The 25,863-nt window shown below is 44.7% G+C and carries 15 protein-coding genes; all 15 read right to left on the reverse strand.

What is annotated here, in order from left to right; genetic code table 11:
* Positions 1–2 precede the first annotated feature (2 nt).
* The 15 genes from KZC02_RS08325 to KZC02_RS08395 all read right to left on the reverse strand — a co-directional run bounded on the left by KZC02_RS08325 (position 3) and on the right by KZC02_RS08395 (position 25,765).
* Complete coding sequence (locus KZC02_RS08325) at positions 3–2,012, reverse strand: ATP-binding protein (protein ID WP_221393679.1); 2,010 nt, start codon at positions 2,010–2,012, stop codon at positions 3–5.
* 4 nt (positions 2,013–2,016) lie between these two features.
* A complete protein-coding gene (locus tag KZC02_RS08330) occupies positions 2,017–4,566 on the reverse strand; it encodes an ATP-binding protein (RefSeq protein WP_229254074.1) in 2,550 nt (849 codons plus the stop codon).
* 1 nt (position 4,567) lies between these two features.
* A complete protein-coding gene (locus KZC02_RS08335; protein WP_229254075.1) occupies positions 4,568–6,736 on the reverse strand; it encodes a sensor histidine kinase in 2,169 nt (722 codons plus the stop codon).
* A gap of 12 nt (positions 6,737–6,748) precedes the next feature.
* Positions 6,749–9,265 carry an ATP-binding protein gene (locus tag KZC02_RS08340; protein WP_229254077.1) on the reverse strand — a complete coding sequence of 839 codons (2,517 nt, stop codon included), beginning with the start codon at positions 9,263–9,265 and terminating at the stop codon, positions 6,749–6,751.
* 25 nt (positions 9,266–9,290) lie between these two features.
* Positions 9,291–11,534: an ATP-binding protein gene (locus KZC02_RS08345; RefSeq protein WP_229254079.1), complete on the reverse strand. Its 2,244-nt coding sequence runs from the start codon at positions 11,532–11,534 to the stop codon at positions 9,291–9,293.
* Between the two features lie 3 nt (positions 11,535–11,537).
* Positions 11,538–13,103, reverse strand: a complete 1,566-nt coding sequence (locus KZC02_RS33275; protein ID WP_409014254.1) for a sensor histidine kinase — start codon at positions 13,101–13,103, stop codon at positions 11,538–11,540.
* Positions 13,028–13,732 carry a hypothetical protein gene (locus KZC02_RS08355; protein ID WP_221393680.1) on the reverse strand — a complete coding sequence of 235 codons (705 nt, stop codon included), beginning with the start codon at positions 13,730–13,732 and terminating at the stop codon, positions 13,028–13,030. Before KZC02_RS08355 ends, KZC02_RS33275 begins: the two co-directional genes overlap by 76 nt.
* 13 nt (positions 13,733–13,745) lie before the next feature.
* The gene (locus KZC02_RS08360; RefSeq protein WP_229254080.1) at positions 13,746–16,454 is read right to left on the reverse strand and encodes an ATP-binding protein; all 2,709 of its coding nucleotides are present in this window, start codon (positions 16,452–16,454) and stop codon (positions 13,746–13,748) included.
* Positions 16,455–16,592: 138 nt separating this feature from the next.
* A complete protein-coding gene (locus KZC02_RS08365; RefSeq protein ID WP_221393681.1) occupies positions 16,593–17,879 on the reverse strand; it encodes a serine hydrolase in 1,287 nt (428 codons plus the stop codon).
* A gap of 246 nt (positions 17,880–18,125) precedes the next feature.
* Positions 18,126–18,410: a hypothetical protein gene (locus KZC02_RS08370; protein WP_221393682.1), complete on the reverse strand. Its 285-nt coding sequence runs from the start codon at positions 18,408–18,410 to the stop codon at positions 18,126–18,128.
* Positions 18,411–18,462: 52 nt separating this feature from the next.
* Complete coding sequence (locus KZC02_RS08375; RefSeq protein ID WP_221393683.1) at positions 18,463–20,544, reverse strand: M13 family metallopeptidase; 2,082 nt, start codon at positions 20,542–20,544, stop codon at positions 18,463–18,465.
* Positions 20,545–20,837: 293 nt separating this feature from the next.
* Entirely contained in the window at positions 20,838–22,271 is a 1,434-nt protein-coding gene (locus tag KZC02_RS08380; RefSeq protein ID WP_221393684.1) for a DUF418 domain-containing protein, read from the reverse strand.
* A 74-nt stretch (positions 22,272–22,345) separates the two neighbouring features.
* Positions 22,346–23,197, reverse strand: a complete 852-nt coding sequence (locus tag KZC02_RS08385; protein ID WP_221393685.1) for a hypothetical protein — start codon at positions 23,195–23,197, stop codon at positions 22,346–22,348.
* Positions 23,198–23,329: 132 nt separating this feature from the next.
* On the reverse strand, positions 23,330–25,528 hold the full coding sequence (locus KZC02_RS08390) for a prolyl oligopeptidase family serine peptidase (RefSeq protein WP_221393686.1): 2,199 nt from the start codon (positions 25,526–25,528) through the stop codon (positions 23,330–23,332).
* Positions 25,529–25,624: 96 nt separating this feature from the next.
* Positions 25,625–25,765 (reverse strand): hypothetical protein, encoded by a 141-nt coding sequence (locus KZC02_RS08395; RefSeq protein WP_221393687.1) that lies wholly within the window; start codon positions 25,763–25,765, stop codon positions 25,625–25,627.
* Between the last annotated feature and the right edge of the window lie 98 nt (positions 25,766–25,863).

Here is a 25,863-nt window from a genome sequence, read left to right on the forward strand (position 1 = left end):
GATTAGGCAATAGCCGGTAAAGTGATGACAAATTCGGATCCTTGTCCTTGCCGGCTAGTGACTGTCAGCGTGCCATGATGCCCCTTGGTGATAATATCATAACTCAAACTTAGCCCAAGACCAGTACCCTCCCCGGTAGGCTTGGTTGTAAAAAAAGGCTGAAAAATTTTGGCTTTTACCGATTCCGGAATACCCATACCATTGTCCCGAACGCGAATCTCAACTTGCTTGTCAATGATCTTCGTACTTACCCAAATAGTGGGCTGATAAGCCCCGGATTGTTTCTTTATCTTTTCTGAAACAGTATAGAGAGCATTGTTGTACAGGTTCAGCAACACCCGCCCAATTTCCTGCGGCACTATATTAACAAAGTTTAAATACGGGTCAAACTCTGTTTTCAGATCAGAATTGAAAGCTTTATCTTTGGCAATAAACCCATGATACGCCAATCGCAGATATTCATCAGCCAGAACGTTAAGGTCGGCAGGCTGCCGCTCGCCGGTTCCAGTGCGGGAATGCTCCAGCATTCCTTTAACTATGCTACTTGCCCGACCACCGTGGTGGATGATCTTTTGGAGATTCTGCTTTAAATCTCCTAGCAGTTCGACTTCCAACTCTGTGTCACGATCTAACTTTTGCTGCTCGTCTTCCAGTTCAGTGACTAACTCGACTGATACTTCCGAGAAATTATTGACAAAATTCAACGGGTTCTGGATTTCATGGGCAATACCAGCCGTGAGTTCTCCCAGACTGGCAAGTTTTTCCTTTTGGATAAGCTGGGCTTGTGTGGCTGTCAGTTCGGTGAGCGCTTTTTCCGCTTTACTGCGCTGGCGGTCGATTTCTTCATTCTGCTCATTTAATTGCTGATTAGTCTTGTTCTTTTGCCGGTTAATCCTCAATAAAAATAGTGCGATAAGCCCTATGACGCCTAATCCGGTAATCAACAAGTAAGTCCGGATCCGGTTTTGATACCTTTCCTGTTCCGTTATTAGTGCTTGCTGGTTCTGCTGTTCGGCCAAAAGTAACTTTTGCAACTCCCGAAATTTCTCCGGGCCAAATAAACTGTCACTAACAGCGCGGGCAATCTCCTGATAATAGAAGGCACTGTCTATCTGGTTCTTGATTTTATAATGCTTGACCAATAAACTGCTTGCTTTCAGTGTATGTAGCTTAATTTTATCCTGAGCCGTCATCAAGGCCCGGTGTGCATAGTATAAACAGGAGTCGGTTAGTTGGAGCTTATCAAACAAAGCCGCCATTTCTAACTCATTCATAGAGAGGACATAAGCATTATTCATCTTGTTACCGTAACGAATTGTCAGTACTGGTAAAGCCTTCCGAAAATATAGTAAAGCCTGAGATGTATTTCCCTTTAATACCTCTATACGGCCAGAATTTATTAATATCCTCCCCTCCAGTAACCGGTCGGGAGCTTTGAGGAGTTGCTGATAAGCTTGTTGATTGACGAGTTGAGCAGAGTCCAACAGGCCTAATTTAATATATGAATTTGCTATGTTAGGCAGCACAAATGCTATATGTTTTGGCGCGGATATCTCTTTAGCAATTGCCAGGGTTTGAAAAAAATACGCAAGCGCCTGTCTATTTTCCCCCAGATCGCCATAAATACTTCCGATATTGTTTAACGTGCCCCATTCTGCCAGCCGGTGATGGGCAGTCCTGGCCATTTTCAGGATTTCAAATTCAGAAGCGAGCGCTTTAGGCAGGTTCCCTCTGTATCGAATCATTCCTGAAAGCGTCGACGCTGCCCGCATATGGCCAACAGTATAATTGGCCCGCTGAGCCAGTTTAATCGCTTCCTCAATAATCAGTATGCTCGAATCGGGCCACTTGTCAGAGTAAACGTTAGCCAGCTGGATCATCGTCAGTATCCGGCTCGTATCTGGTTGTTTTTTTGTTAATTGGCTCGTAAGGCTATCAATCTGGAAACGCTGTCCGTTTGCGGCAGATACCAAAAATGTCCACAGTAACAATGAGGTACAAAATCCTTTCATAAATTCAGACTAATGGTAGTTCGACAATAAATTCAGTCCCTTTATGCTCAATACTATTTACTGTCATAGAGCCGCCATGGCCCTTGGTCACAATATCATAACTCAAGCTCAATCCCAGTCCTGTACCTTCACCCGTAGGTTTGGTCGTGAAAAAAGGCTGGAAAATCTTGGCTTTTACTGATTCTGAAATGCCAGTACCATTGTCCCGAACGCGAATCTCAACCTGGTTATCAAGTAGTTTGGTACTTACCCAAACAGTGGGCTGACCATCCAGCCCCTGCACTTTGCCCAGAGCCCACCGCTCCTTCACGGCATAAAAGGCATTGTTGTACAAATTCAGCAAAACACGTCCCATTTCCTGAGGCACAACATCGATCTTACCCAGATCAGGATCGAAATCAGTTGCCAGTTCGCAATTGAACCGACCGGCCGACTCGTTCTTATCCCTGGCAATGATTCCATGATAAGCCAATCGCAGGTACTCGTCGGCTAAGGCATTAAAATCTGTAGGCTGCCGCTCGCCGGTGCCGGTACGGGAATGCTCCAGCATACCCCTGACAATACTGCTGGCCCGACCGCCGTGGTAGCCGATCTTTTTCAGGTTTTGAGCCAGGTCCTCGGCAATGGCCAGTACATCTTCTTTGTGACCAGCCAGGGCTTCTTCCTTTAATTCTTCGACCAAATCTGCACTTACCTCCGAGAAGTTATTCACGAAGTTTAGCGGGTTCTGGATTTCATGGGCGATACCTGCCGTGAGTTCGCCCAGACTTGCTAATTTCTCTTTTTGGATGAGTTGGGTTTGGGTGACTCTCAGTTCGCCGAGTGCGCTTTCCGCTTTGCCTCGCTGGCGATCTATTTCCTCTTTTTGGCGGTGAAGTAAAGTATTAGCTTTTTGCTTATGTTGGTTGTTACGGTAGAATATGGCAGCCAGGACCAGCGCTGAGAACAAGGCGGCTGCAATACTAAAAAGCCACCATCGCTGATTTTGGTTTTCTTTCTCCTTTACCAACCGTGCCTGTTCCAGGCGATTTTTTTCCTGATCGCTTTTTTGGACAAGAGATTGAATTTCCATTTCAGCCAAACGATTTGAAGTATTTTGCTTCTCAGTTTCTTTCTGAAATTCGTTTTGAATCTTAAGATATTTGAATGCCTCGGAGAGGTTGTTCAAGCTATCATAGTTTTCAAATAGCAACTGACTTACTTTTTGCGTTACAAATGGCCCATCACCAGAACTTCCGTCAGAGGCTTTTTCATAGCTTCGTAAGCCATATTTGATACTTTCTTTGATATTACCAATCTTTTGATAACACTGGGCAATATACATGTTAAAGTAAAAAGCCATACTTCTAACCCCCAAACCGCTATCAACTTCGATAGCCTGTTCGAAATTCAATATAGCCTCCTGATATTTCTGCTTCCCCATCAAAATCTGCCCAAGTGCATCATAGTGCTGTGCTAAATCTTTTTTATTTTGGTCAGAATCAGGAGAAGTATCCACTATTTTTTTTGCCTTCTCAACATATTGGATAGCTTCGTTAAACCTTTTTAATTTTGTCATTATAAAAGCTACTTTGTGATAAACCCACGGTAAGTTTGCTCTATCGTTGATTGCTTCGGCTATTGCTTTTTCCTGGAGATAATAATCCAGTGCTTTATTTGGCACGTCTAATGAATAAGCATAGGTGTTGCCTAATCCTTCGAGGATAACTTGTCTAAGTTGCTGTTCTCCTAACCGCTCCAATAGTAAATTCGCCTTTGAGGTTGATCCAAAAAACAAGGGCAAATCTTTTTTCGCAAAATAAAAATTTGCAACACCATGATGAATTAAGGCAATTTCCCGATTGTCTGGATTGCCGGTTATAAACTTGTTTACTTTTCCTTCGGCTAATTTGGCCTCCTGTGTCTGTCCATTTTTTTCTAAAAAATAACTTTTGTAGGCTAATACGTAATAAGCTGTCATGGGTTGTCTGGCTTCCAGAAATTTCTTAAATGATTTCTCCACATAAGTCATACTTGAATCAACCTTTTTTAAAACACGATAATTGTAACTAAGAAGGAGAAGAATATTTGCGGCGATTTCTGCATCAGAATTTTGCTCAAAGTAGGCTAATGCGGCCATTAACTCTTTGTTCGATTTTTCAACATCCGTATTTTGTGAATCTATAAGATTCAGGCTCTTCTCAGGAACAGGCTCGTGCCTGTCTACATAAAACCAAATAGCCTTATAATTGTAATAAAACCCCAAAAAAGATTCATCATTGAGTTCTCTCATAGTCGTTAAATAAAGCCCTTCACCGTTGAGGAAACTAAGCTTTTTTGCCAAAGCACGAGCTTCTTTGGTTGCAATTAATCCACGTTTAAATTGCAAATCCCTAAAGCAAACCTGAGCGAGATTATAAAGCCGTACCACTCGTAATGTATCGGCAGCAGACCGTTTATTCAACAACAATTGAATACTGTCAATTTTGGCAGTGTATGGCTTAACAACCGTTTGAGCCTGCACATACCTTGCACACAAGAAAACAAGCAGAAATGCAATGAGATTAATTTTCATTTTATAAAATATTGATAGGTAATTTTATAATAAAAGTAGTTCCGTCGCCTTCGACAGAGTTTAACTCAATTGTTCCACCGTGTCCTTTTGTAATAATATCATAACTTAGGCTCAGTCCCAGTCCTGTCCCTTCGCCCGTGGGTTTGGTCGTAAAAAAAGGCTGGAAAATCTTGGCTTTTACCCATTCCGGAATACCTGTCCCATTATCACGAACGCGAATCTCAACGTGTTTGTCAACCAGCTTCGTACTCACCCAAACAGTTGGCTGATAATCCAACCCCCGCCCTTTGCCCAGAGCCCCACGCTCTTTCACAGCATAAAATGCATTGTTGTACAGGTTTAGTAAAACACGTCCCATTTCCTGCGGCACGACATTAACCCGGCTTAAATTCGGGTCGAAGTCAGTTTTGAGATCCGCATTGAAAGTTTGGTCCTTAGCCGGATCGCCGGGGATGCGGCCTTCCGACCGTCTCAGTCCGTGATAGGCCAATCTCAGATACTCGTCTGCCAGGGCATTAAGGTCCGTAGGTTGCCGTTCGCCGGTACCCGTGCGGGAATGCTCCAGCATGCCTTTAACAATACTGCTGGCGCGGCCGCCGTGATGGCTGATTTTTTGCAGGTTTTGAGCGAGGTCGTCGGCAATGGCCAACACGTCGTCAGTATGTCCAGCTAAGGCTTCTTCCTTTAATTCTTCAACTAAATCGTTACTCACTTCTGAGAAGTTATTGACAAAGTTTAATGGGTTTTGAATTTCATGGGCGATGCCTGCGGTGAGTTCACCCAGACTGGCGAGTTTCTCTTTTTGAATGAGTTGGGTCTGGGAGGCCTTTAGTTCTGTCGTTCTGGCTTCTACCTGTTGTTCAAGCAGTTGGTTTTGAGTTTCTAAAATTGCCCGCTTCTCCTCAGTCATTCTCACTATCGCGTCCGCCTTGTTCCTTACCTCGGTAAGAATCTCTTTAAACCGAAGAGCAATATAGATCAGAAACGAAATCGGTAAGCCGAGCAAGAGAATAGTGTACAACAGATTAAAATCGAAACTTATGTTAGTAAAGACGAAGACCGCATATACCGAAGCAGACACAAAAGTGCTTAAAGCTCCGACGACTATTGCCCATTGAGCGCCATGCAGTCGTTTCCAGGAGGATATTATTAAATACAAAATGGATATTTGCTGGGCAAGGATAGCAACGGAGATAACCGAGTCATCGGCTACGTATCTATCCAGTTCAGCTCCGGCAATAGATGCCAGGATCAATAGGGTAGACCAACGGCGCTTGATTCGATAGCCGAAAATATTCATCAAAGCCAGCATCACCAGACTTAACGTTAGCCACGCACAAATGATGATAATAAAGAATTGCCCGAAAAAAACAGTGAACGACGAATTGACAAAAAAAAGCAGGCGGCCCAGATTTGAAATTGAAGCAAACGTTCCGACAGCGGCCAGCAACCGTATTGTATGTTTTTCTGCGAAATTCAGCCAGGATAATAACCAGAAACAGATCGTTACAAGAAGCCATGTGACGAACCATAAAGTGGCGTATCCTACATCTGTCTTGAGAAGGGATAGTGCAATTGAAGAATTATTCGGACCGGCTAGCTGAACAATCAGTCTTGTGCCTTCGAATATTTCTGACTTTAGTTTTGGTCCCGAATAATAGGAAAATGGAGATACATAATCCACCATATGAACAGCGACCAGATGGACTTGTCCGGGAACCAGCTGTATGGGAATGGAGGGCTGATAGATGAAGTAGTGATCCTTGTAAGGTTGTCCGTTCGTACCGGTATTACCAAAAGAGGCCAACCGCCGACCATCCACATACACTTCTGTGGCAACCCAGCTCCCGTTCTGAGCCTGTAATGACATGCCATTAAATGTAGAATCCAGCCTCAATTTCAGTCGGAACCAGCCTTCAAATCTTCCGTTTTTATCTGCGTCTTTGGCGGATATGTCGACTGGTTTAAAGCTGCGCCAGTTGGCTGAATTCGTGTTTGATTTGGCCCAGTCCGGGTTATGGCCTGCTTTGAAAACCCAGCCCTGCATTGCTGACAGATTAATGAGTTGATCGGAATTAAACATTTTCGTGGTCAGCGTCAGCGTAGTATCCTGAGCCAACACCTGGATCAAACTCAATCCCAAAAAGAAACTAGTAAGTATAGTTTTCATGGATATATTGATTTATACAATAGGCAATCGAATCAAAAACTCGGTTGTACTCTCTACCTCACTCTCCACAGTGAGCGTTCCGCCGTGCCCCTTAGTGACTACATCATAACTTAGGGACAGACCTAAACCAGTTCCTTCACCAGTAGGCTTGGTAGTGAAAAAAGGCTGAAAAATTTTGTCTATTACCGATTCGGGAATACCACTACCATTGTCCCGAACGCGAATCTCCACTTTATTATCAAGCAGTTTTGTACTGACCCAAACAGTTGGCTGATAATCCAACCCTTGCCCTTTGCCCAAAGCCCCACGCTCCTTCACAGCGTAAAATGCATTATTGTATAGATTCAAAAGTACCCGCCCAACCTCCTGCGGAACGACGTTAACCTTACCTAAATCATGGTCAAACCCAGTTACCAACTCGCAGTTGAAGGAATTATCCTTTGCTTTAAGTCCGTGATAGGCAATCTTGAGATATTCATCACAAAGTGCATTCAGATCGGTAGGGCGCTTTTCACCCGAACCACTTCGCGAATGTTCCAACATACCCTTAACAATGTTACTGGCGCGTCCGCCGTGGTGCGTGATCTTTTGAAGATTTTGCGCCAGGTCGTCAGCAATCGCCAACACATCATCCGTATGGCCGGCCAAAGCTTCTTGCTTTAATTCTTCAACTAAATCTGTACTTACTTCGGAGAAGTTGTTGACGAAGTTTAGTGGATTTTGAATTTCGTGGGCAATGCCGGCGGTCAGTTCGCCGAGACTCGCTAGTTTCTCTTTCTGAATCAGTTGGGTTTGTGTTGCTTTCAGGTCGGTTAATGCATTTTCGACCTTGCTTCGCTGGTGATCGATTTCTTCTTTTTGGCGATGTAACAGCATGTTGGCCAGTTGCTTTTGACGGTTGTTGCGATATAGTACGAGTAGCACCACAAATACCGAAATCAAAATGCCTGAGGCTGTGATCAGCCACCAGCGCTGGTTTTGATTTTCTGCTTCTTTTATTAGCTTTTCGCGTTCCAAAGCAGCCTTTTCCTGCTCGCTCTTTTGAACAATACCTTCTATTTCGGCCATTGAAGAACGACCGGCAAGATCTTGCTCATCATTTGCCTTCATAATAGCTCGGTATCTTTTGAGGTATTCGTACGCCTTCATCGGTTGTCCCGCTTTTTCATAAGCCTCGCTCAGCAATAAACTGGATTTTATTGGTAGCTCCTGCATCATGATGTTGGATGAGCCTGCATACGCCAGTTCTCCGTAGGCGATACTTTCCTTGAAATTTCCTAATGCCAAATAACACTGCCCTATATAGAGATTCGCGAAATCAAAACCATTTTTGGCTTTATTCGTCTTGTTATAGACTGCATTGGCAAGATGGAAATGCGGAATAGCTTCCTGGGGATTTCCTTGATACATGAGTATCTCTCCCCGGGACTCATGATCAAAATACTCATTTTTATACTTCCACTTATTCGCTATTTCATTGTATTGTTTGATATAAAGATTTGCCTCGTCGAAATTTTTTAATTTAATACTCAAATAGGTGAGGTTAGTGAAGACATAAATAGCTGAAAGAGGATAATTTTTGATGTGGTCCAACAAGGGTATCGCTTTGGCATAGTAAGCAGCAGATTTTTTATACATAGTTAATGCGTTAAATGCATAGCCAATGCTTATCAGGACCTCCGGAGCAAACTGTGTTTCACCTGATTGTTCAAGCAGAGCGTTGGCTTTGAAAAGATATTCAAGCCCAAGAGCCTGTTGATTTTGCGTGGAATATATGGTTCCCAGCAAGTGACTGAGCAGAGCCTTATCTCTGACATCTTTTTGTTGAACAAGCGTACGTACGAGTTGTGTTTCTACGGCTTTCGCTTCTTTCACTTTTTGAATCCTATTCAAGGTCCTCATTTTCGACGTCAGCAAGCAAAATTCAAGGTTGGGATGGTTGATTTTTTGGAAGAGTTGAAGTGCGCGGTCTGCATAGATTAAAGACTTATCATATTCTTTTGTTCGTGAATACATTTCACGAATAATCTGACAAAGCATTGCAGTCAATTCCACGTCCTGTTGTTGCTCAGCATAGTTGAGCGCTGCAAAGAGTTCTGCACCGGCTTTATTCCAATTTACCGGAACCAGATCATTGAGTATCATTCTTTTGACTATTTCCTTTTCACCAATACGCTCATAAAACCAACGCGTTTGTATTTCAAAATAAAATGATAGCGGTGTGCCTGAATTCATTACAGATAATGCACGTAAATACAAACCTTCACCTCGGCGGTAATTGATTTTTTGAGCAACCTTACGTGCCTCTTTGGTGTTTATAATTCCTCGTTTATATTGCAAATCATAAAAGCAAAAACGAGCGAGTGTGTTCAGTAAGTTGACTCTTACAGTATCTTCTTTTGGATGGGTGTTTACAAGGTGCTGAAGGCTGTCAAGAGAGACTACCTCGGGAGTGGGAGCCATCTGCGCATAAGCTGGGAATTGAAAAACCAAAATGGAAAACAGCAGTATTAAAACAAAGCTTTTCATGTCAGCAGGATTCAGGATTGGTTTACTATTCAACAGGTAATGCAATGACGAATTCGGTTCCTTCACCTTCGCGACTTTCCACTGTAATCGCTCCGCCGTGCCCTTTGGTTATAATATCATAGCTTAATGAAAGTCCCAAACCAGTTCCTTCTCCAGTAGGTTTTGTAGTAAAAAATGGCTGGAAAATTTTAGCTCTCACTGATTCCGGAATACCCGTACCATTGTCCCGAACGCGAATCTCTACCTTATTATCAAGCAGTTTTGTGCTAACCCAAACTGCTGGCTGATAATCCACCCCTTGCCCTTTGCCCAAAGCCCCACGCTCCTTCACAGCGTAAAATGCATTGTTATAAAGATTCAGCAATACCCGCCCGATCTCCTGAGGAACAACATCAACCATGCCCAGATCAGGATCAAAATCAGTTACCAACTTACAATTGAACTGATCGATAGTCCCGCTTTTATCTTTTGCCGGATCGCCGGAACGCCTCATTCCGTGGTAGGCCAGTCGCAGGTATTCGTCGGCTAATGCATTCAGGTCCGTAAGCTGGCGCTCGCCGGTACCAGTGCGCGAATGCTCTAACATACCTTTGACAATGCTGCTGGCGCGACCACCATGGAAGTTTATTTTTTGCAGGTTGCTCGTTAGGTCACTTAGGATTTCGCTTGCGTATTTTTTTCCGGGTTCAGCCAGTTTCAGAAATGGCCCTTCACCCAGCTCTTCAATTAAATCCATACTTACTTCAGAGAAGTTATTAACGAAATTCAATGGGTTCTGAATTTCGTGGGCGATACCTGCCGTCAGTTCCCCCAAACTGGCCAGTTTTTCTTTTTGAATGAGCTGAACCTGGGTAATCCTAAGATGGTTCAGGGATTGGTTAAGTTCGGCTGTCCGTGCCATAACCTGGTGTTCTAATCGCTCATTTTGACTGGCCAGCAATTGCTGCTTTTCCTGTTCCTGACTTATTGATTTTTTTGAAAGAACATCTAAATCAACCAGTTGCTTACGAAGCAGTTTGTTAGCAGCCGAACTTTCCTGCGAGAGTAAGAGGGAAATAGTAACAGCAAGACTCAGGAAACTTAACAGTAAAAAATAGTTTGCATTATCAGTTAAAAAAAACTTAATGTTATCAGCTAAAAAGCCCAGACCGGGTAAAACGTCGGACATAGCCATCAATACAAAAGTCAGCAGGAGTACAGTGTGGGAAACTGTGAACAGGGCAGCTCCTGGTTTCTTTTGTTTAATAGCAATAATACCGATTCGGAATATAGCAAGATAAGGTATAATTGAGGACAAAAGATACTCAGATGTATAAAATGCAACTAAGGAATATTTAGAATTAGCCAGTAAAAACACCGGTAAGGTGGCTAATGAAAAAGCCCCTGCAACAAAAAAGGGAACGTCCTTGGGTTGATTGAAAAAACGATAAATACCCAGCAGATAAAATAGACCGGAAATAGTAGCAAAAAAGAAAAATAAGATGTTTTGGCTGTCAAAAAATAAAATCTGGTTCGTAAAAACAATTGAGCCGGGCATTAAATCAGGATTTCTGTTAAGCAAAATAGAAATATGAATAAAACACTGGGCAAGCAGAAATATACCAAAATACAAATTGGTGGATAGTTTGGTCGATGTTGCGTATAACAGTATCTGTAAAATACCCAGAATTAGAAAAACCCCAACAAGAAACATATCAACCTGTGATTCTCTTTCCAGGAAAATCCTCCTTGCTTCTCCGGCTTCGAACGACATGAGTCTTAACCGGAGAAAGGGTAAAGGCATTTTTACCAACCGCTCTCTGGAGAATGCATAACGGATAGCTAATACCTGTACGGAGTCCGCACCTAAGCGGATAGGTGATAATGTACTTACATTGCCCCCTTGAACAAGGTTGTTTTGAGGGCTTATTTTTCCATTTCGAATGGCTAATTGCCCATTTAGAAAAATTTCGGTAGCACCAGCCTGAAAAACTCTCATACCCAATTGCTTACTGCGTAATTGCGGCGCCACCAGAAGCTTGATCCTAAGCCAGCCAATTCCTTCCTGAGGCAATTTGTTTTGTTCAGCCAAATTCTGAACGGGATCGATCGGTTCCCAGCTTGAATCATCATACTTTGGGTTTACCCACGCAGGATCGTCGCCTGGATGCCACTTCCATGCTTTATTCAGTACAATACCTTGTTCGGGCAAGGAATCAATATGAAAAACCTGACCAAAGCAGAAGCTATAAGTCAAGATTAATATGCAGGCAAGTCCTGTTTTTTTCAATTGCTAAGTGTTTTGAATAGGAAGTGTAATAATAAGTTCGGTGCCGTTTCTCTCTTCACTATTTATCGTAAGTGTACCCCCGTGACCCTTTGTGATAATATCATAGCTCAGCGACAAGCCTAATCCTGTCCCCTCCCCGGTTGGCTTTGTCGTGAAAAAAGGCTGGAATATTTTGGCTTTCACCGACTCCGGAATACCTGTACCATTGTCCCGGACACGAATCTCAACTTGATTGTCAAACTGTTTGGTACTCACCCAAACTGCTGGCTGATAATCCACCCCCTGCCCTTTGCCCAAAGCCCTACGCTCCTTCACAGCATAAAACGCGTTGTTGTAAAGATTAAGCAATACCCGTCCGATCTCCTGCGGTACGACATTAACAAGGCTTAAATTCGGATCGAAGTCAGTTACCAACTTACAATTGAACTGATCGATGGTCCCGTTTTTATCTTTTGCCGGACCGCCGGGGATGCGGCCTTCCGACCGCCTCATTCCGTGGTAAGCCAATCGCAGGTATTCGTCGGCTAGCGCATTCAGGTCCGTAAGCTGGCGCTCGCCGGTACCAGTACGCGAATGCTCTAACATACCTTTGACAATGCTGCTGGCGCGACCACCATGGTGATGGATTTTTTTGAGGTTCTGAGCCAGGTCGTCGGCAATGGCCAATACATCGTCTGTCCGGCCGGCCAGGGCTTCTTCCTTTAATTCTTCAACCAAATCTGTGCTGACTTCCGAAAAGTTATTGACAAAGTTCAGGGGATTCTGGATTTCGTGAGCAATGCCCGCCGTCAGTTCGCCAAGGCTGGCGAGTTTTTCTTTCTGGATCAGCTGGGTTTGTGTCGCCTTCAGTTCGATAAGTGAATGGTTGAGCTGGGCTGTACGCGCCTCGACTTGCTGTTCAAGCTGTTGGTTTTGAGTGGCTAAAACTTCACGCTTTTCTTCGGTTACCTGCAAAACAGCCGCTGCTTTTTCCCTGACTTCCGCTAAAATTTCCTTAAAACGTAGTGTGACATAAATGATAAGAGATAGCGGAAGAGGAAGAAAGATACCCGAAAGGACAGTATGGCGGTCAAATTCAATAATATCAAAGGTTGCAATTGCATAAGCCAGATTAAATAAGTTAGTCAGGATAGTTCCCGTTACAATTACCCACTGGGCTCCTTTCAGCTTATTCCAGGAGAAAAGTAGAAAATATAGAAAAATCAGAAAGTGTATGCTGTTAGCAATAGAACCAGGCGTATTACTGCTTTCAAAAACATTTAAAAAGCCGCCGATGGCCGAAATCATTATAATTAAGCCATTCAGGTAAGGCGACCAGGTATAGCCCAGAATACGTAACAGGGCAATGATCAGCAAGGGCACAGATACAAAGTAGAGTATCGTGGACAAACGGGAAAAAATTACCTCGATGACAAATGAGGGTTCAAAAATATCAACAAAATAGCCCAGGATACCAATTGTAGACAAAGTCCCCCAAATAGCCAGTAACCTGATCACTTTTTTTCGTACAAATCCTGATAAGAAAGAAGCCAGAAAAGTATGGTCATTATCAGAGAAATAGACATCCAAAGCGTTGCATAAACGGGATTCGAACGGCAAAAACTGAGCCAATAAGCATTGGAATCAGGTCCTGACAGATAGAGTAAAACCTTATTTGAGTCTTCTAATTCTGATTTTAATTTTTTCGACGAAAATGGTGATACGTAATCAACAAGATGAATAGCAATCAGATAATCCTGCCCTGGCTTTAAGTTAACTGGCCAGTGCGGTTTATAGTAAGGATAATGTTCCTGATAGGTCTCCCCATTTGATCCCGTATTCCCAAAGGAAGCTATTAATTGTCCATCCACATACAAATCAACGGCTGCCCAACTATTCTTATCAAAGGCTAATGGCAAGCCTTCGAATGTGGAATCCAACCTGAATTTTAGGCGGAACCAACCTTCGGCTCTACCGGTTTTATCCGCATATTTCACCGATAAATCCGCTGGTTTAAGCCGTTGCCATTCTGCTGCGTTAATATTTCTTTCGGCCCAGTTTATATTGTTCCCTTCGTGATAGATCCAACGATCCAGTGAGGACAAGTTAATATCCTGTTTTGGCTCAAACATACTGGTATTTAGCACCAGAGTGGTATCCTGAGCCAGCGCCTGGATTAAATTAAATGCTAAAAGGAAACTTGCAAGTATGGCTTTCATTGATATAATTTGATTATTCAGCAGGAAATTGGATAACAAACTCGGTTTTATTTCCTTCCAGGCTTTGCAGCGTCAGTGTACCTCCGTGACCCTTTGTGATAATGTCATAACTCAGCGACAAGCCCAGTCCTGTCCCCTCCCCGGTTGGCTTTGTCGTGAAAAAAGGCTGGAAAATTTTGGCTTTTACCGATTCCGGAATACCTGCACCATTGTCACGAACGCGAATCTCAACTTGATTGTCAAACTGTTTAGTACTAACCCAAACCGTTGGCTGATAATCCACCCCCTGCCCTTCGCCCAAAGCCCCACGCTCCTTCACAGCATAAAAAGCATTGTTGTAAAGATTCAGCAATACCCGCCCGATCTCTTGCGGAACAACATCAACCATTTCCAGCTTTGGATCAAAGTCAGTTTTAAGATCAGCTTTAAAAGATTTGTCCTTCACCAGCAATCCATGGTAAGCCAGCCGCAGGTATTCGTTGCAAAGGGCGTTTAAATCGGTGGGTTGTTTTTCACCGGTTCCCAAACGCGAGTGTTCCAACATACCTTTTACGATACTGCTGGCGCGTCCGCCGTGATGGCTGATCTTTTTCAGGTTTTGGTTAAGATCATCGGCAATGGCTAATACGTCGTCTGTATTACCGGCCAGGGCTTCCTCCTTTAATTCTTCCACCAAATCTGAACTCACTTCAGAGAAATTATTGACAAAGTTCAGCGGGTTCTGAATTTCGTGGGCGATGCCTGCCGTGAGTTCTCCCAAGCTTGCCAGTTTCTCTTTCTGTATCAGCTGTACCTGAGTGGTTTTCAGTTCTGTCAGGGTAAGGTTCAGTTGATCGCGTTGATTTTCTATCTCTTCTTTTTGGTTTGTCAGCAGTTTATTAAACCGTTGTTTTACCCTGTTCTGGCGGGTTAAGAGAATCACAAAAAATGCGAAAAGAACAAGCCCGCCAAGTAACCCAGTCCTGATTTTGTGCTGATTGTCAATATCCAGATTCAGCAACGAAATCTGATAGTCCTGTTGCCGCTTGTTTTGAGCAGCTTTTGCTTCGAGGCGCTGCTTCTCAAGCTTTTTGTCCAGTTCAGCCTGATCGGCTTTTGACTGAAGCAACTGTTTTTCCGCCTGCGCTTTCAATCCATCAATTTCACTCTGCTTTTCAATGGCCAGAATGCGCTGTCCCTGAGATTGTTTTTCCTGTTCGCTCTTTTCAATAGCCGATCGTATCTCAACATCGAGTAGATGATTGGCCTCATCCTTCTGATCGGCTTCTTTTCGCAGTTTTTGATATACTTTCAAATACTTATACGCTTCCTGAGGATTATCTGCGTCCTCAAAAACCTCCGACAGCAGCAACGATGCCTTAAGCGTAATAAATGTAGCCTGAGGGGAATCCTTCTGGCGTGGCGAGGCCTTGTCATATGAAATTTTGGCATACCTGATACTTTCCGAAATCTGGCCCAGCTTCTGATAGCATTGGGCAATGTAAAGGGTCATGTAGGAAGCAAGCCTCGTAGAGTCAGATGTTTGCCTGGAAAAGGACAGTGATTGTGAAAAGCTTGTCAGCGCCTCCTGATATTTCCCCTGTCCCATCAGCAGCTGTCCCATTGCATCATACCGCCGGGCTATATTGTATTTTTTTATCTCTGCGCTGTGAAGATTATCCGGAGCATTTTTTGCCTTGTCAATAAAGACCCTGGCTTCATCAAATTCTTTCAGGCTGATCAATGAGAATGCCGTTTGAAGGCTTAGATCCGTTAAATACGCAGCAGCATTGTTTGCATTCTCACCAGAAAGTATGACTGCTTTTTTGAAATATCCGACCGCTTTTCTAAACAGGGACAGGTCTGCGCTAATGATTCCAAGCCGGTATAATACTTCAAGTCTTAAATCTTTTTCTCCAAGCTTTTCAAGCAACTGATCCGCCTGGAGCGCAAACTCATAACTTAAATCATTTCTCCTCTGTTGGGTATATCTTTGAGCCGACATATAGTACATCAGCGCCTTTTCCCTGCTATCTTTTGTATTTAATAAAATCGTCCTGGCCTTTATTTCCGCCGTTTTGGCTTCCGGGGTTTTTCCTGATTCTTCATATAAAGCCATTTCCTCCATCTCAATAAAAAAAACCGGCGCAGGCTTATGATCGTCCTGAAACAGATGGGCGGCCTTATCCAGGTATCGGATTTTTTCATCAGGTTCCAGGTAGTCCGCATATACGGTGAGCAAATTGCCAAGAATTTCCCGGTTAGGATGCTTCTCAAAATAATTGACTGCATCCCAAATTTCAGCTTTCGCTCTCGGGTTACTGGTATTATCAGGTGGTCTGACATCCAGCTGATCAATCTCTTCATTACGCTTTCGGTCGGTGTATGACCACTTCGCTAAAAAGTGATAATAATAATATCCGAGCAGACTGAAATAATTAAAACGATTTAACGCACGCCTGTAAAATCCTTCCCCTTTGTTATAATGAAGCTTCTGGGCCAACTGCCGTGCAGCCGCAATTGCGACCAGCCCCCGTTTATATTGCATGTCATAAGTGCAAAGCATGCCCAGATAATTAAGCCTTTTAACGGTATTAGTATCAGCTTTAATCTGATGATTGATCAGGGTTTGAATACTATCAATTTTGACACGATACAGAACTGCTGTCTGCGCCGTAGCCTGAAATACGATGAGTCTGAACAAAAGGAAGAATAAGAGGCAGGTTAATAAACGTTGAAGCATGGAATTTTTTATCAGGAAATTGGTGCTGAGTATACATTTTAAAAATACCTATCTATTGCTGGCAGCCAAATAATATATTTTCTCGGTTATCATGTTATCAATGAGTTTTTGAAGGCGTAAATGAACCTGACAGGCAAACTACTTTATCTTCTTCGCGTCATTGGATCGTCCACCCTGAAACAGGATTATTTTAGTTATTTTTCCTGATTCATCTTTTACGAACTCAATCAGAGCTTCAAATTCTTTGGGAAAGAATCTGGTTTGTGTTTCGGGAAAAACTTCAAATTTTGGCTGTCCGGTGGCCTGAATGATGAGGCGATTTTGGTCTACGGTGACAGTCAGAATGAAATTGGGGCCTAATTCGTACTCACCTACATAGGTTTGCAGAATGGAATCCGGTACGATTTCCACCTTTTTTATAACTGGCTTATAAAATTCCTTCCAGTTATAAACGGTGGCTACGCTATTGACTATTTCTTTAAGAATAGCCCCGTTGTTCGAATTGACCATGATGACTACCCCGTCTCCGTTGGTCAGACTGCCATAGTACTGACTTAGAAAGCCCTGATCCGCCCCACCGTGACCGAAATAAGTATCTGTTCCTTTTTTTGTAATAAATACTCCCAGAGCTGCACTGCTGTCGACATACGGTGTAAGCCGCAAACGGGTAGTTTGCTGTGAAAGTACTTTTTCGGATTTACCCTGATAGGCCAGTTGCGTTTCGATGATATAGCGACACAGATCTGTTGGGGTTGTCCACAAACCAGCGGCAGCCTGTTCAGGGTAAATGTTATACTTCCCTGCAATTTCTTTACCCTTCCCATCATAGCCGGTTGCCAGCAATGCGTTCCCGGCGGGTGGCTGCGTGTACGAACTATTGGTCATGCCCATTGGCTTCAATACCTTTTCCGACATGTATTGGTCATAGGGCTGATGAGTAACATCCATCAGCAAGAGTTGCGAAATTGTGGTTCCCCCACCCGAATACTGAAACCGCAGGCCAGGCTCAAACTGAGAACGAACCGCCTCAGTATTAGCCGGTTTTTGTCCGTTAAGTACCTGGCTTAATGTAGGTAATTCTTCCTGAATACCGTATCCAGGGAAACCATGAATAGTCAATCCTGCTGTATGGCTGAGCAGATTAGCAGTGCTGATCTTTTTGTTTTTTGCCAATGAGTCATATGGAAATTTCCAGGTGGTCAGGTATTGATTAATGTCTGTAAGCAACTCTATTTTTTTATCCTGAACGAGCGTCAATACACCTACCCCATTTAGTGATTTGCTGATAGATCCCGCCTGAAAACGGGTCTCGGTAGTGACGGATCGCTGCGTGGTGGTATCAGCCAAGCCGTAAGCTTTGGCCCACTCAATCTGATAGTTATGAATCACAGCCATGCTCAGCCCATTTATTTGATAAAACTTCATGCGCTCCTGAAGAGTCCATTCTTTATCGTCGGTTATGCGGATGTTCCCGGCTAAGTGCTGTTCTACTTACAGGATTTTGTCAACTACTTCTTTAGAGTAGGGTGTGGTTTGCCCCAAGGCAGGCAGACTGTGTGTTAACCACCCGATAAACAGAAGTGTAAGGTATTTTTTCATAATTGATTTGCTGGGTAAGCAGTCTTTTAATAAATCCAGGATTTGTTTTCAATCAGTTGTACTATTGGCAAACTATTGTATCTTCTTCGCTTCCGTTTTTTGCCCGCTATACGTCAGGCTTCGCTTCACAACCTTATCTGCCGCATCCCGGATAAATTCAAGCTGGGCATCCATCGCTTTGAAGAAAAATTTAGTCTCGGTTTCAGGAAAAGCGGTACATCCCGACTCACCTGGTTTGAATTGTCCGGAAAGCAGCCTGTCGAATTCAGTGGAAAGCTGGACATCAGTAAGCGGCTGTGCATAAGCAGCCATAGTGCCGGACAGCCAGGTGAGAATAAGTATAAAAAGTCTTTTCATGCTTACTTGATCGTTGTGATTAACAGATAGAAAACTATATTAAACGAAGGCCTTACCAAACCCTCGCCTGATCAGCTTGTGGCCTATAAAGTTTCTGGCCCGGCTTAACGTTAAATACCCGGTAGAACGGCTCAAAGTTGGTCAGTGGGCCATTCACCCGAAATCTTGCAGGTGAGTGTGGATCCGTCAGCAGGCGCGCCCGCTGGGTTGCATCCCGGACTTTATTTCGCCATATACGGGCATAACTTAAAAAAAACCGCTCATCAGGGCTGAAACCGTCAATTTTAGTTGTACCCTGACCTTGTTGTGTCCGTTTAAACGCCTCATAGGACAGAGTTATCCCGCCCAGATCAGCCAGATTTTCACCGAGTGTCAACTGGCCATTTACAGTCAGCCCATCCAGTAAGGTGTACGTATTATATTGTTTTTCAACAACCTTAGCTTTCAGTTCAAAACGCTCGGCATCATTTTTTGTCCACCAATCTCTCAGATTTCCGTTAGCATCATATTTACGGCCCTGATCGTCGAAGAGATGGGTCATTTCGTGACCGATAACAGTCCCGATACCGCCATAATTGATGGCTTCGTCTACATCTTTGTCAAAAAAAGGAAACTGCAGAATGCCCGCCGGGAAAACAATTTCGTTATTCCAGGGATTGGCATAGGCATTTACAGTCGGAGGCGTCATGCCCCACTCCGTGCGGTCAACAGGATGGTTAATTTTGGCCAGATTACTTTCAGTACGGTACCGGCGTGTTCGCTGCACATTGCCATAGTAATCATCCCTTTTGATGACTACCCCCGAATAATCATTCCATTTATCCGGGTAACCAATCTTTTTTGTGAATTTATCAAGCTTGATCAGTGCAATGGCTTTCGTTTCGGGAGTCATCCAATCGAGTGCTTCGATTCTTTCCCGGTATACGCCCTGTAAATTATCGACCAGCTTCAGCATCCGTTGCCTGGCTTCAGGAGGAAAATATTGCTTAACCCACAACTGGCCAAGGGCATCGCCCAGCTCTGCGTCCGTAAGGATAACCAGGCGCTTCCAGCGGTCAGGGAGCCGGACTTGTCCAAGAAGTGCTTTTTGATTGAATTCAAAGCTGGCCTGCTCAAACTCCTGGCTCAGCAGTGGCGCGTTGTAATCCAGCAAATCGAACAGGAGCCGGTCTTTCAGCACACTGACAGGCGTACTGGGCAGTAATTTATCCAGCGCCTGATAATAAGCGGGCTGGGCAACCAATACCGTGTCAACACGTTGCAGTTTTTTGGCGTTGAGCAGCCTGCGCCAATTCAGATTGGGCATCTTGCGGATAAGATCCGTCACGTTGAATTTGTGATAGTTAGCCACTGGGTCGCGTAGGTCAGCCTGTTCCTTATGGGATTGTGCCAACTTCGTTTCAAACGCCAGAATTGCGGTTGCTTTCGTGTGAGCCAGAGCGGGCTCTATCCCCGTCAGGGTAAATAGCTTCGTTACATAATCCAGAAATGCCTGCCGGATTTTTTTCGTGGCTTCATCGGTGCGGGTATAATAACCTTTTTCGGGTAGCGACAAACCAGCCTGCTGGAAGTTGATGCAATTATTTGTGCTCTGCCGGTCATCAGGGCCCACATAAAATCCGATGAATGAATTTGAAGCAGTCCAGAATCCCGTTACATCGCTTTCGTCAGTAATCAGATGGTCAATAAGCTGCCGGTAATCGCTGATGGCGGCAATGTTGGCAAGTCCGGCTTTTAGCGGACTAAAACCCAGCTGGTTAATGGCCACAGTATCCATTCCGCTACTGTAAAAATCCCCTACCAGTTGTTCGGTACGCCCCGAATTCGGATTGGAACGAGCTGCCTGTTCCAGAATCGCTTTGGTTTTCTGCCGATTTTCGTCGGCCAGTTGTGTACCCGTTCCCCAGCGTATTTGGTTGGCCGGAATCACGGTTTTCTTTAGCCAGGTGCCATTGGCGTAAGCAAAGAAGTCGTTACCGGGCAGAACAGTCGTGTCCATATCCGACTTGTCGAAAAACATTGTACGTACCGGCGTTTCACTGTTCTTTTTTTGCTGACAGGCTGTGCAGGCCAGCAGGCACAAGCCAATACTAAAAACCTGTTGAATGGAATGGGTTAACAGTTGTTTTTTCATATCCGTCCGAAGGAAATTGGTTTAGTTGAAAAAATCCCGCATTGTTTTCTCTGTTTCGGCGGGATGCGAGTTGAATGCGTAATCGTTCGCCCCATTAATGTACTGCACTTTTCCCTTAGTCATTTGGGTTTTGAAACGTTTTTGTTCATCATGCCCGCTTCACTTAAAAGTAGGAAAAATAGGTAGCGGCTTTCTTTCGTTGGGCCGTATCCAAACGGGCATTGTATGATCCTGACTATTTGAGTTTTTTCGTATCATCATAAAATTAAGTTTGGCATGTTCTGATCATTTGGTCACTCGTTGCGGGTCAGAGCGGGCTGATAATCCGGCAAGGAAACAGCCCGGCGCATAGGCTGCCGTTGCCAGTAGGTCAGGCTGCGCCATGCCCATTCCAATGGTCCGAAATGGTAATACTTCAGCCATATCGGACTTACAATCAGTTGCAGCACCCAGATTGCAGCCACCAAATAATAAAGCTGGTAGAATTGCCACCCGGCGTACTGGTTCAGGCCATATCCATAGAAAACGAATGTGCAGATCAGCGTGTGCATGACGTAGTTTGTAAAGGCCATCTGTCCCACCGCCGACAGCCGGTTGAGTAGTTCCTGTATCCGTCCGGATTGAATTAGCAGGATCAGCAGACTGGCGTGGGCCATCACCAGCAGAATCCGCTGAAAAGGGTAGATCAGGTCGATCCATAAAATTGGGTGCTTTTCAAAATAGACCATAAAGGCAGCCGCATTCGGAATGTTTGTGTAGCCGTAATAAAAGCTGTATGTGACCAAAGGCAGCCCCAGCCCGTAGCCAATCAGCATTGTTTGCCAGTAGCGCCGGCGCGGCCATTGCCCTGTAAAGAAGCCCGATTTATAGAGCGCCATACCCAGCAGCATCAGGGCAAGCGGGTCCCAGAGACTGAAAACGAGATAAATCGTTTGCTGTTCCCATACGTCTTTCCGATAGCGTTTAGCAACTGTAAAGTAATTGCTGGATTTCATCATCCGGGTATGTTCAGCTACTTCTGCTTTATTGGGGAAAAATTGCTTCTGGGCTTCCTGCCAGTCCTTCACAGTCTGTTCCTGGATGGCCGTCAGTTTCTGGCCCTGTTTACTGACTGTCTGAACCGCCAGGTATGCCAATCGTTTGTCACGTACATTCTGGTAAAAAAGCGTACTGGACACGAAGCCAATAATAGCTACCAGCGGCACTCCCAGTGCCAGATAGGTGGGTTTCATCTTGCGGAACCAGAACGCGATCATGCCAATAATCCCATAGTAGTACAAAATGTCACCCATCCATAGCAGCACGTGCGAATCGATCAGGCCGAACAGCACCAGCCAGCCCATTCGCCGATAAAACAATCCCGTTGCCGACTGCCTGGCCTGGCCTGGCTCAGTTTTCTCTTTACGGGCCATGAACAGAATAATACCCACGCCGAAAATCATGGAGAACAAAGCTCGCATCTTACCTTCAAACAGGATAGTGATACCGGCGTTGACCCAGAAATTGATGTTTGACGGGTCGCTCCGGAAGACCTCGCTGAAGTACTCTGCCATAGAAAAATACGGGATATTCATGAGCAGTATACCCAGCAGGGCTACACCCCTGAGGATGTCTACGGTTTGAATTCGCTCTGCCTGCGAAACAGGCCGGGCCACCTCAGACCAGGTTGTCCCTGGCTGCACTACATTAATCCCGGATGCCGGGGAGAGTTTAGATAATGGATTCATACAATAGGATAGTTTTGAAGGTGGTTGTCTGGCTGGAAAAGCAAATCCCTGGTTTTGTTAGTTAGCTGGTAATGCTATTTTGTGGCCTGAGCTGATGGCGTTTTCACGGCATATTCCATCAGGTAATACAGCTCTTGACGGGTTGCCTCACGCAGATTGTCTAAATCCTTAGTGAATTGCCTGAAGTCCATTCCAGGCATCGTTTTTTTGAACGCCGCCTCAGCCTGAGGCGCCGATTCTAACATGGCTTTCATGTTCGGAAATACATTGACCATCGAAAAATCGTATGACTTCTCACTTGCCCAAGGAAATAGCAGTCCCACAAAATTCCAGGCGACAGCACCGCCCGTAACGAGGCGCTCCTGATAAAATGGTTTGGCTTTTTTGACGAGGTCCATATATTCATCATACTGGTTATTTTTGACTTTTATATTCGTAACCATCCAGAACGGCGCTTTATCGGGCGGAGGAAGGTTGGTAGCGTTTGCTCCATCCACTATCTCCCAGATTTCAATGTTGCCGGTCTCCGTCACCTCAGCGCCCTGTTTCATCAGGTCTGTCATTTTTTTCTGATAATCGTTACCCCAGCCTTTTTTCATAGCGGCTTCCGGATAGGCATTGTCAAAGTGGCCGGGATCGCTGACGCTTTTAATCGTAACGTAGCTGTACTCCTTATTGGGATTGGTAGTCATGTCCAGGGCCAGCATGTACCAACCCAGGATAGACCCTTCGTCGGCCTGCACCTGATGTACTTTTTTAAACTCGTTTTCAAAAGCGCGGGCCTCGGCCATGGTATGACCCGGCTTAATTTTGTGATAATACACTTCTGAATACACCTTTTTAGGGGTTTGTGCTAAACTAACCTGGACGATAATCAGGCCCAGCAGGAAAGCTGAAAGGGTACATATCATTAGACTTTTTTTCATGATAAATTGATGTTTTGGTGTATCAGTTAAAAAGAGCACGCTTACTTTCAATGATCCGGTATACTGGTTCGGATAGTTCTGCCCCACGATGCCATGTTTACAAATGGTGTCATAAAGGCAAAAGACTGAGGTTTAATTTTTCGTTTCGGCGACCGATGGTTGAAAATCAGTATGCCCGGCCTGCCAGAGCGCAAAGGCATATATATTAGCGAAGTCGCGGAAGGTCACGGATTTGTCTTCGGTGAAGTGGCCATTGTCGTAGTTGACCTGCATCAGGACGGGTTTCCCCGAAGCGCTGGCATTTTGCAGTGCAGCCGCAAACTTGCCCGGCTCCCAGACCATTACGCGGTAATCGTTCCAGCCACCTACGCAGATCACTGCCGGATATTTAACTCCCTGCTGTACATGATGCAGCGCGTCCATCTCGTATAGTGCATTAAATTCGACTGAATCTTTTACGGTGCCAAATTCCGGAATATTAGCAGGTCCCGTTGGTGTGAGTTCAGTGCGTAACATACTGGTGCAACCAACATTATTGATAGCTGCTGCGAATAAATCGGGGCGTTCGGTGATGGCACGGCCAATCAGTATACCACCTGCGCTTCTTCCCATGCCAATCAAATGAGCCGGACTGGTATACTTATTTTTGACCAGATAATCCCCACAGGCTATAAAGTCTTTCCACGTATTAGGTTTGGTAGTTTTATAACCGCCCGTGTGCCAGCTTTCACCCTTTTCGCTGCCACCTCTAGGGTGCGTTATTGCAACAAGAACTCCCTTATTGAGTAAGGCCAAATATTGTATGCTAAAATTCGGGATTGCCGAAGATCCGTAAGCCCCATAGCCCGTCATAAAGCAGACAACGTTACCATCTCGTTTCATCCCTTTTTTATAAATCAGCGAGAGCGGTACCATCACCGGAACGCCGGACTGCCCATCATAACTTGGCACCTCCAGTTCTTCGACTACTAATTCATCTAAACCCGGATAAGATGCTCCGATATGAAAAGGGCTGATGGTGATTTTTCGGATCACAGGGTCATAAGAGTAGCGCGTAACGGGCTGCTTCCAGGTTGTGGTTAATAACAGACAATCATTCGTGGTTGGGTCAAGCGGATACATTCGGGCAGTACCACTTGCGGGCAGGGGTACATCGGTCCACTTTCCCAAACTGATGTTGTATTGCCTGATCAGGTCATTGATCCCATCATTAAGCGTTACAAACAGGTAATCCCGGCTTAGCGAAATAGCTGTAATATTCAGCTTGCCTTCGGGCAGCAGTACAGTAGCGGTCTTTACGTTCGGGGTGCGGGCATCGGTAACCAGAATTTTTCCATTAGAAGCTCCCTGAACACTGTGCAAAAACAGTTTTCCACCCGCCACCCCAAATCCATAGATACTATCTTCGGGTGCAATAGCTTGTTGCCAGTCAATACGGGGTTTTTGCAAAGAATCCTTTGAGGTCAGGAATACGTTGAGCCGGTTGTCCACGCTGCTCAGAACACTGAACAAGTGAGTGTGTTGCTCATCGTAAAACAAAATCGGGGTCTGGTCAGGCCGAATGCCCAAAGTTGGGTACTTACTACGGGAAAGCAGAACAGGATCAGTTCCACCTGATTTGTCCGACATGGAGGATGCATTCGTGCCTAATTGGTGATAGCGTGCTTGTGTATCGAGACCGCCGTTAGGGTCTTTGGGATCTAGTGAATTCTGGGGAGTATAAATCAACCCATGTCCATCCGGAGTCCAGGTAACTCCGCCGCCGAATACACTAATAATCTGATCCGGCAATAGTTTCCGGGTAGCCATATCCAGAATCAGTACTGTAGCAATCTCATTTCCGCCTTCGGTCAGGCCAATAGCTACCCGCTTGCCATCATCGGTGGGCGTATAATCCACTACCGCATAGGTTTTGGTTGAATCGTAGGCTACGGGATCGAAGAGCAATTCTTCACGCGCCTGCCTGCCGGCCCGAAAATAGATTTTACCCACTTTTTCGCTGGGGAGCGTTTTACGGTAGAAATATAGCCCGGCCCTAAGCTTAACTCCCCCGATTGTTGCCGTTTTAAGCGCATCATATTCCCGGAAAGTTTTAATCAATATGTCACGGCCCGGGATCTGGTCCAGTACGCTGTTGGAATAATCGCCCTGGGCTTTGAACCAGTCTTTTGTTTCGGAACTGTTCATGTCTTCAAGCCAGCGGTAGTTATCGGTCACGGACTTTCCGAAATAGGTATCCACAACGGGGCGTTTGGCAGTAGCCGGCAGTTTTTGTGCATTGGCCTGTAGTGAAAGTAAAAGGCATAAATAAGTAAAATGGAGCGTTTTCATGTTTCGGAATGGTGTTTAAAATATTTTTGAGACCAGGCAGCACATCAGGTAAGTACCCAACACCTATAATACCGGGTGAATAATCCACCAAACGGTTTATTTCAACAAGAAAACGACCGGGACTCCATTTAAAAAGTAGCTCGCCATCAGACAGGCAGCGGCAATCAGCGCCAAACTAAGCGCGGCTACAAACATCGTTAGTGCAAGGGTAAGAACGGTAGCAGGGATGCGTTGCATAAAAGTTAAACAGTTAGGTTGAGTAAGGCTTGGTATATGTTCCGGTATGTGCGCTGAACAAAACAAAGTTCAACTTAATAGCCGTATAACACTATCTT

It is taken from the genome of Dyadobacter sp. NIV53 (assembly GCF_019711195.1).
GTDB lineage: Bacteria > Bacteroidota > Bacteroidia > Cytophagales > Spirosomataceae > Dyadobacter.

What these genes read in the sequence shown, in the direction of transcription:
- KZC02_RS08325 (WP_221393679.1), bottom strand. Translation starts at nt 2,012, where the DNA reads ATGAAAGGATTTTGTACCTCATTGTTACTGTGGACATTTTTGGTATCT.
- KZC02_RS08330 (WP_229254074.1), bottom strand. Translation starts at nt 4,566, where the DNA reads ATGAAAATTAATCTCATTGCATTTCTGCTTGTTTTCTTGTGTGCAAGG.
- KZC02_RS08335 (WP_229254075.1), bottom strand. Translation starts at nt 6,736, where the DNA reads ATGAAAACTATACTTACTAGTTTCTTTTTGGGATTGAGTTTGATCCAG.
- KZC02_RS08340 (WP_229254077.1), bottom strand. Translation starts at nt 9,265, where the DNA reads ATGAAAAGCTTTGTTTTAATACTGCTGTTTTCCATTTTGGTTTTTCAA.
- KZC02_RS08355 (WP_221393680.1), bottom strand. Translation starts at nt 13,732, where the DNA reads ATGAAAGCCATACTTGCAAGTTTCCTTTTAGCATTTAATTTAATCCAG.
- KZC02_RS08360 (WP_229254080.1), bottom strand. Translation starts at nt 16,454, where the DNA reads ATGCTTCAACGTTTATTAACCTGCCTCTTATTCTTCCTTTTGTTCAGA.
- KZC02_RS08365 (WP_221393681.1), bottom strand. Translation starts at nt 17,879, where the DNA reads ATGAAGTTTTATCAAATAAATGGGCTGAGCATGGCTGTGATTCATAAC.
- KZC02_RS08370 (WP_221393682.1), bottom strand. Translation starts at nt 18,410, where the DNA reads ATGAAAAGACTTTTTATACTTATTCTCACCTGGCTGTCCGGCACTATG.
- KZC02_RS08375 (WP_221393683.1), bottom strand. Translation starts at nt 20,544, where the DNA reads ATGAAAAAACAACTGTTAACCCATTCCATTCAACAGGTTTTTAGTATT.
- KZC02_RS08380 (WP_221393684.1), bottom strand. Translation starts at nt 22,271, where the DNA reads ATGAATCCATTATCTAAACTCTCCCCGGCATCCGGGATTAATGTAGTG.
- KZC02_RS08385 (WP_221393685.1), bottom strand. Translation starts at nt 23,197, where the DNA reads ATGAAAAAAAGTCTAATGATATGTACCCTTTCAGCTTTCCTGCTGGGC.
- KZC02_RS08390 (WP_221393686.1), bottom strand. Translation starts at nt 25,528, where the DNA reads ATGAAAACGCTCCATTTTACTTATTTATGCCTTTTACTTTCACTACAG.
- KZC02_RS08395 (WP_221393687.1), bottom strand. Translation starts at nt 25,765, where the DNA reads ATGCAACGCATCCCTGCTACCGTTCTTACCCTTGCACTAACGATGTTT.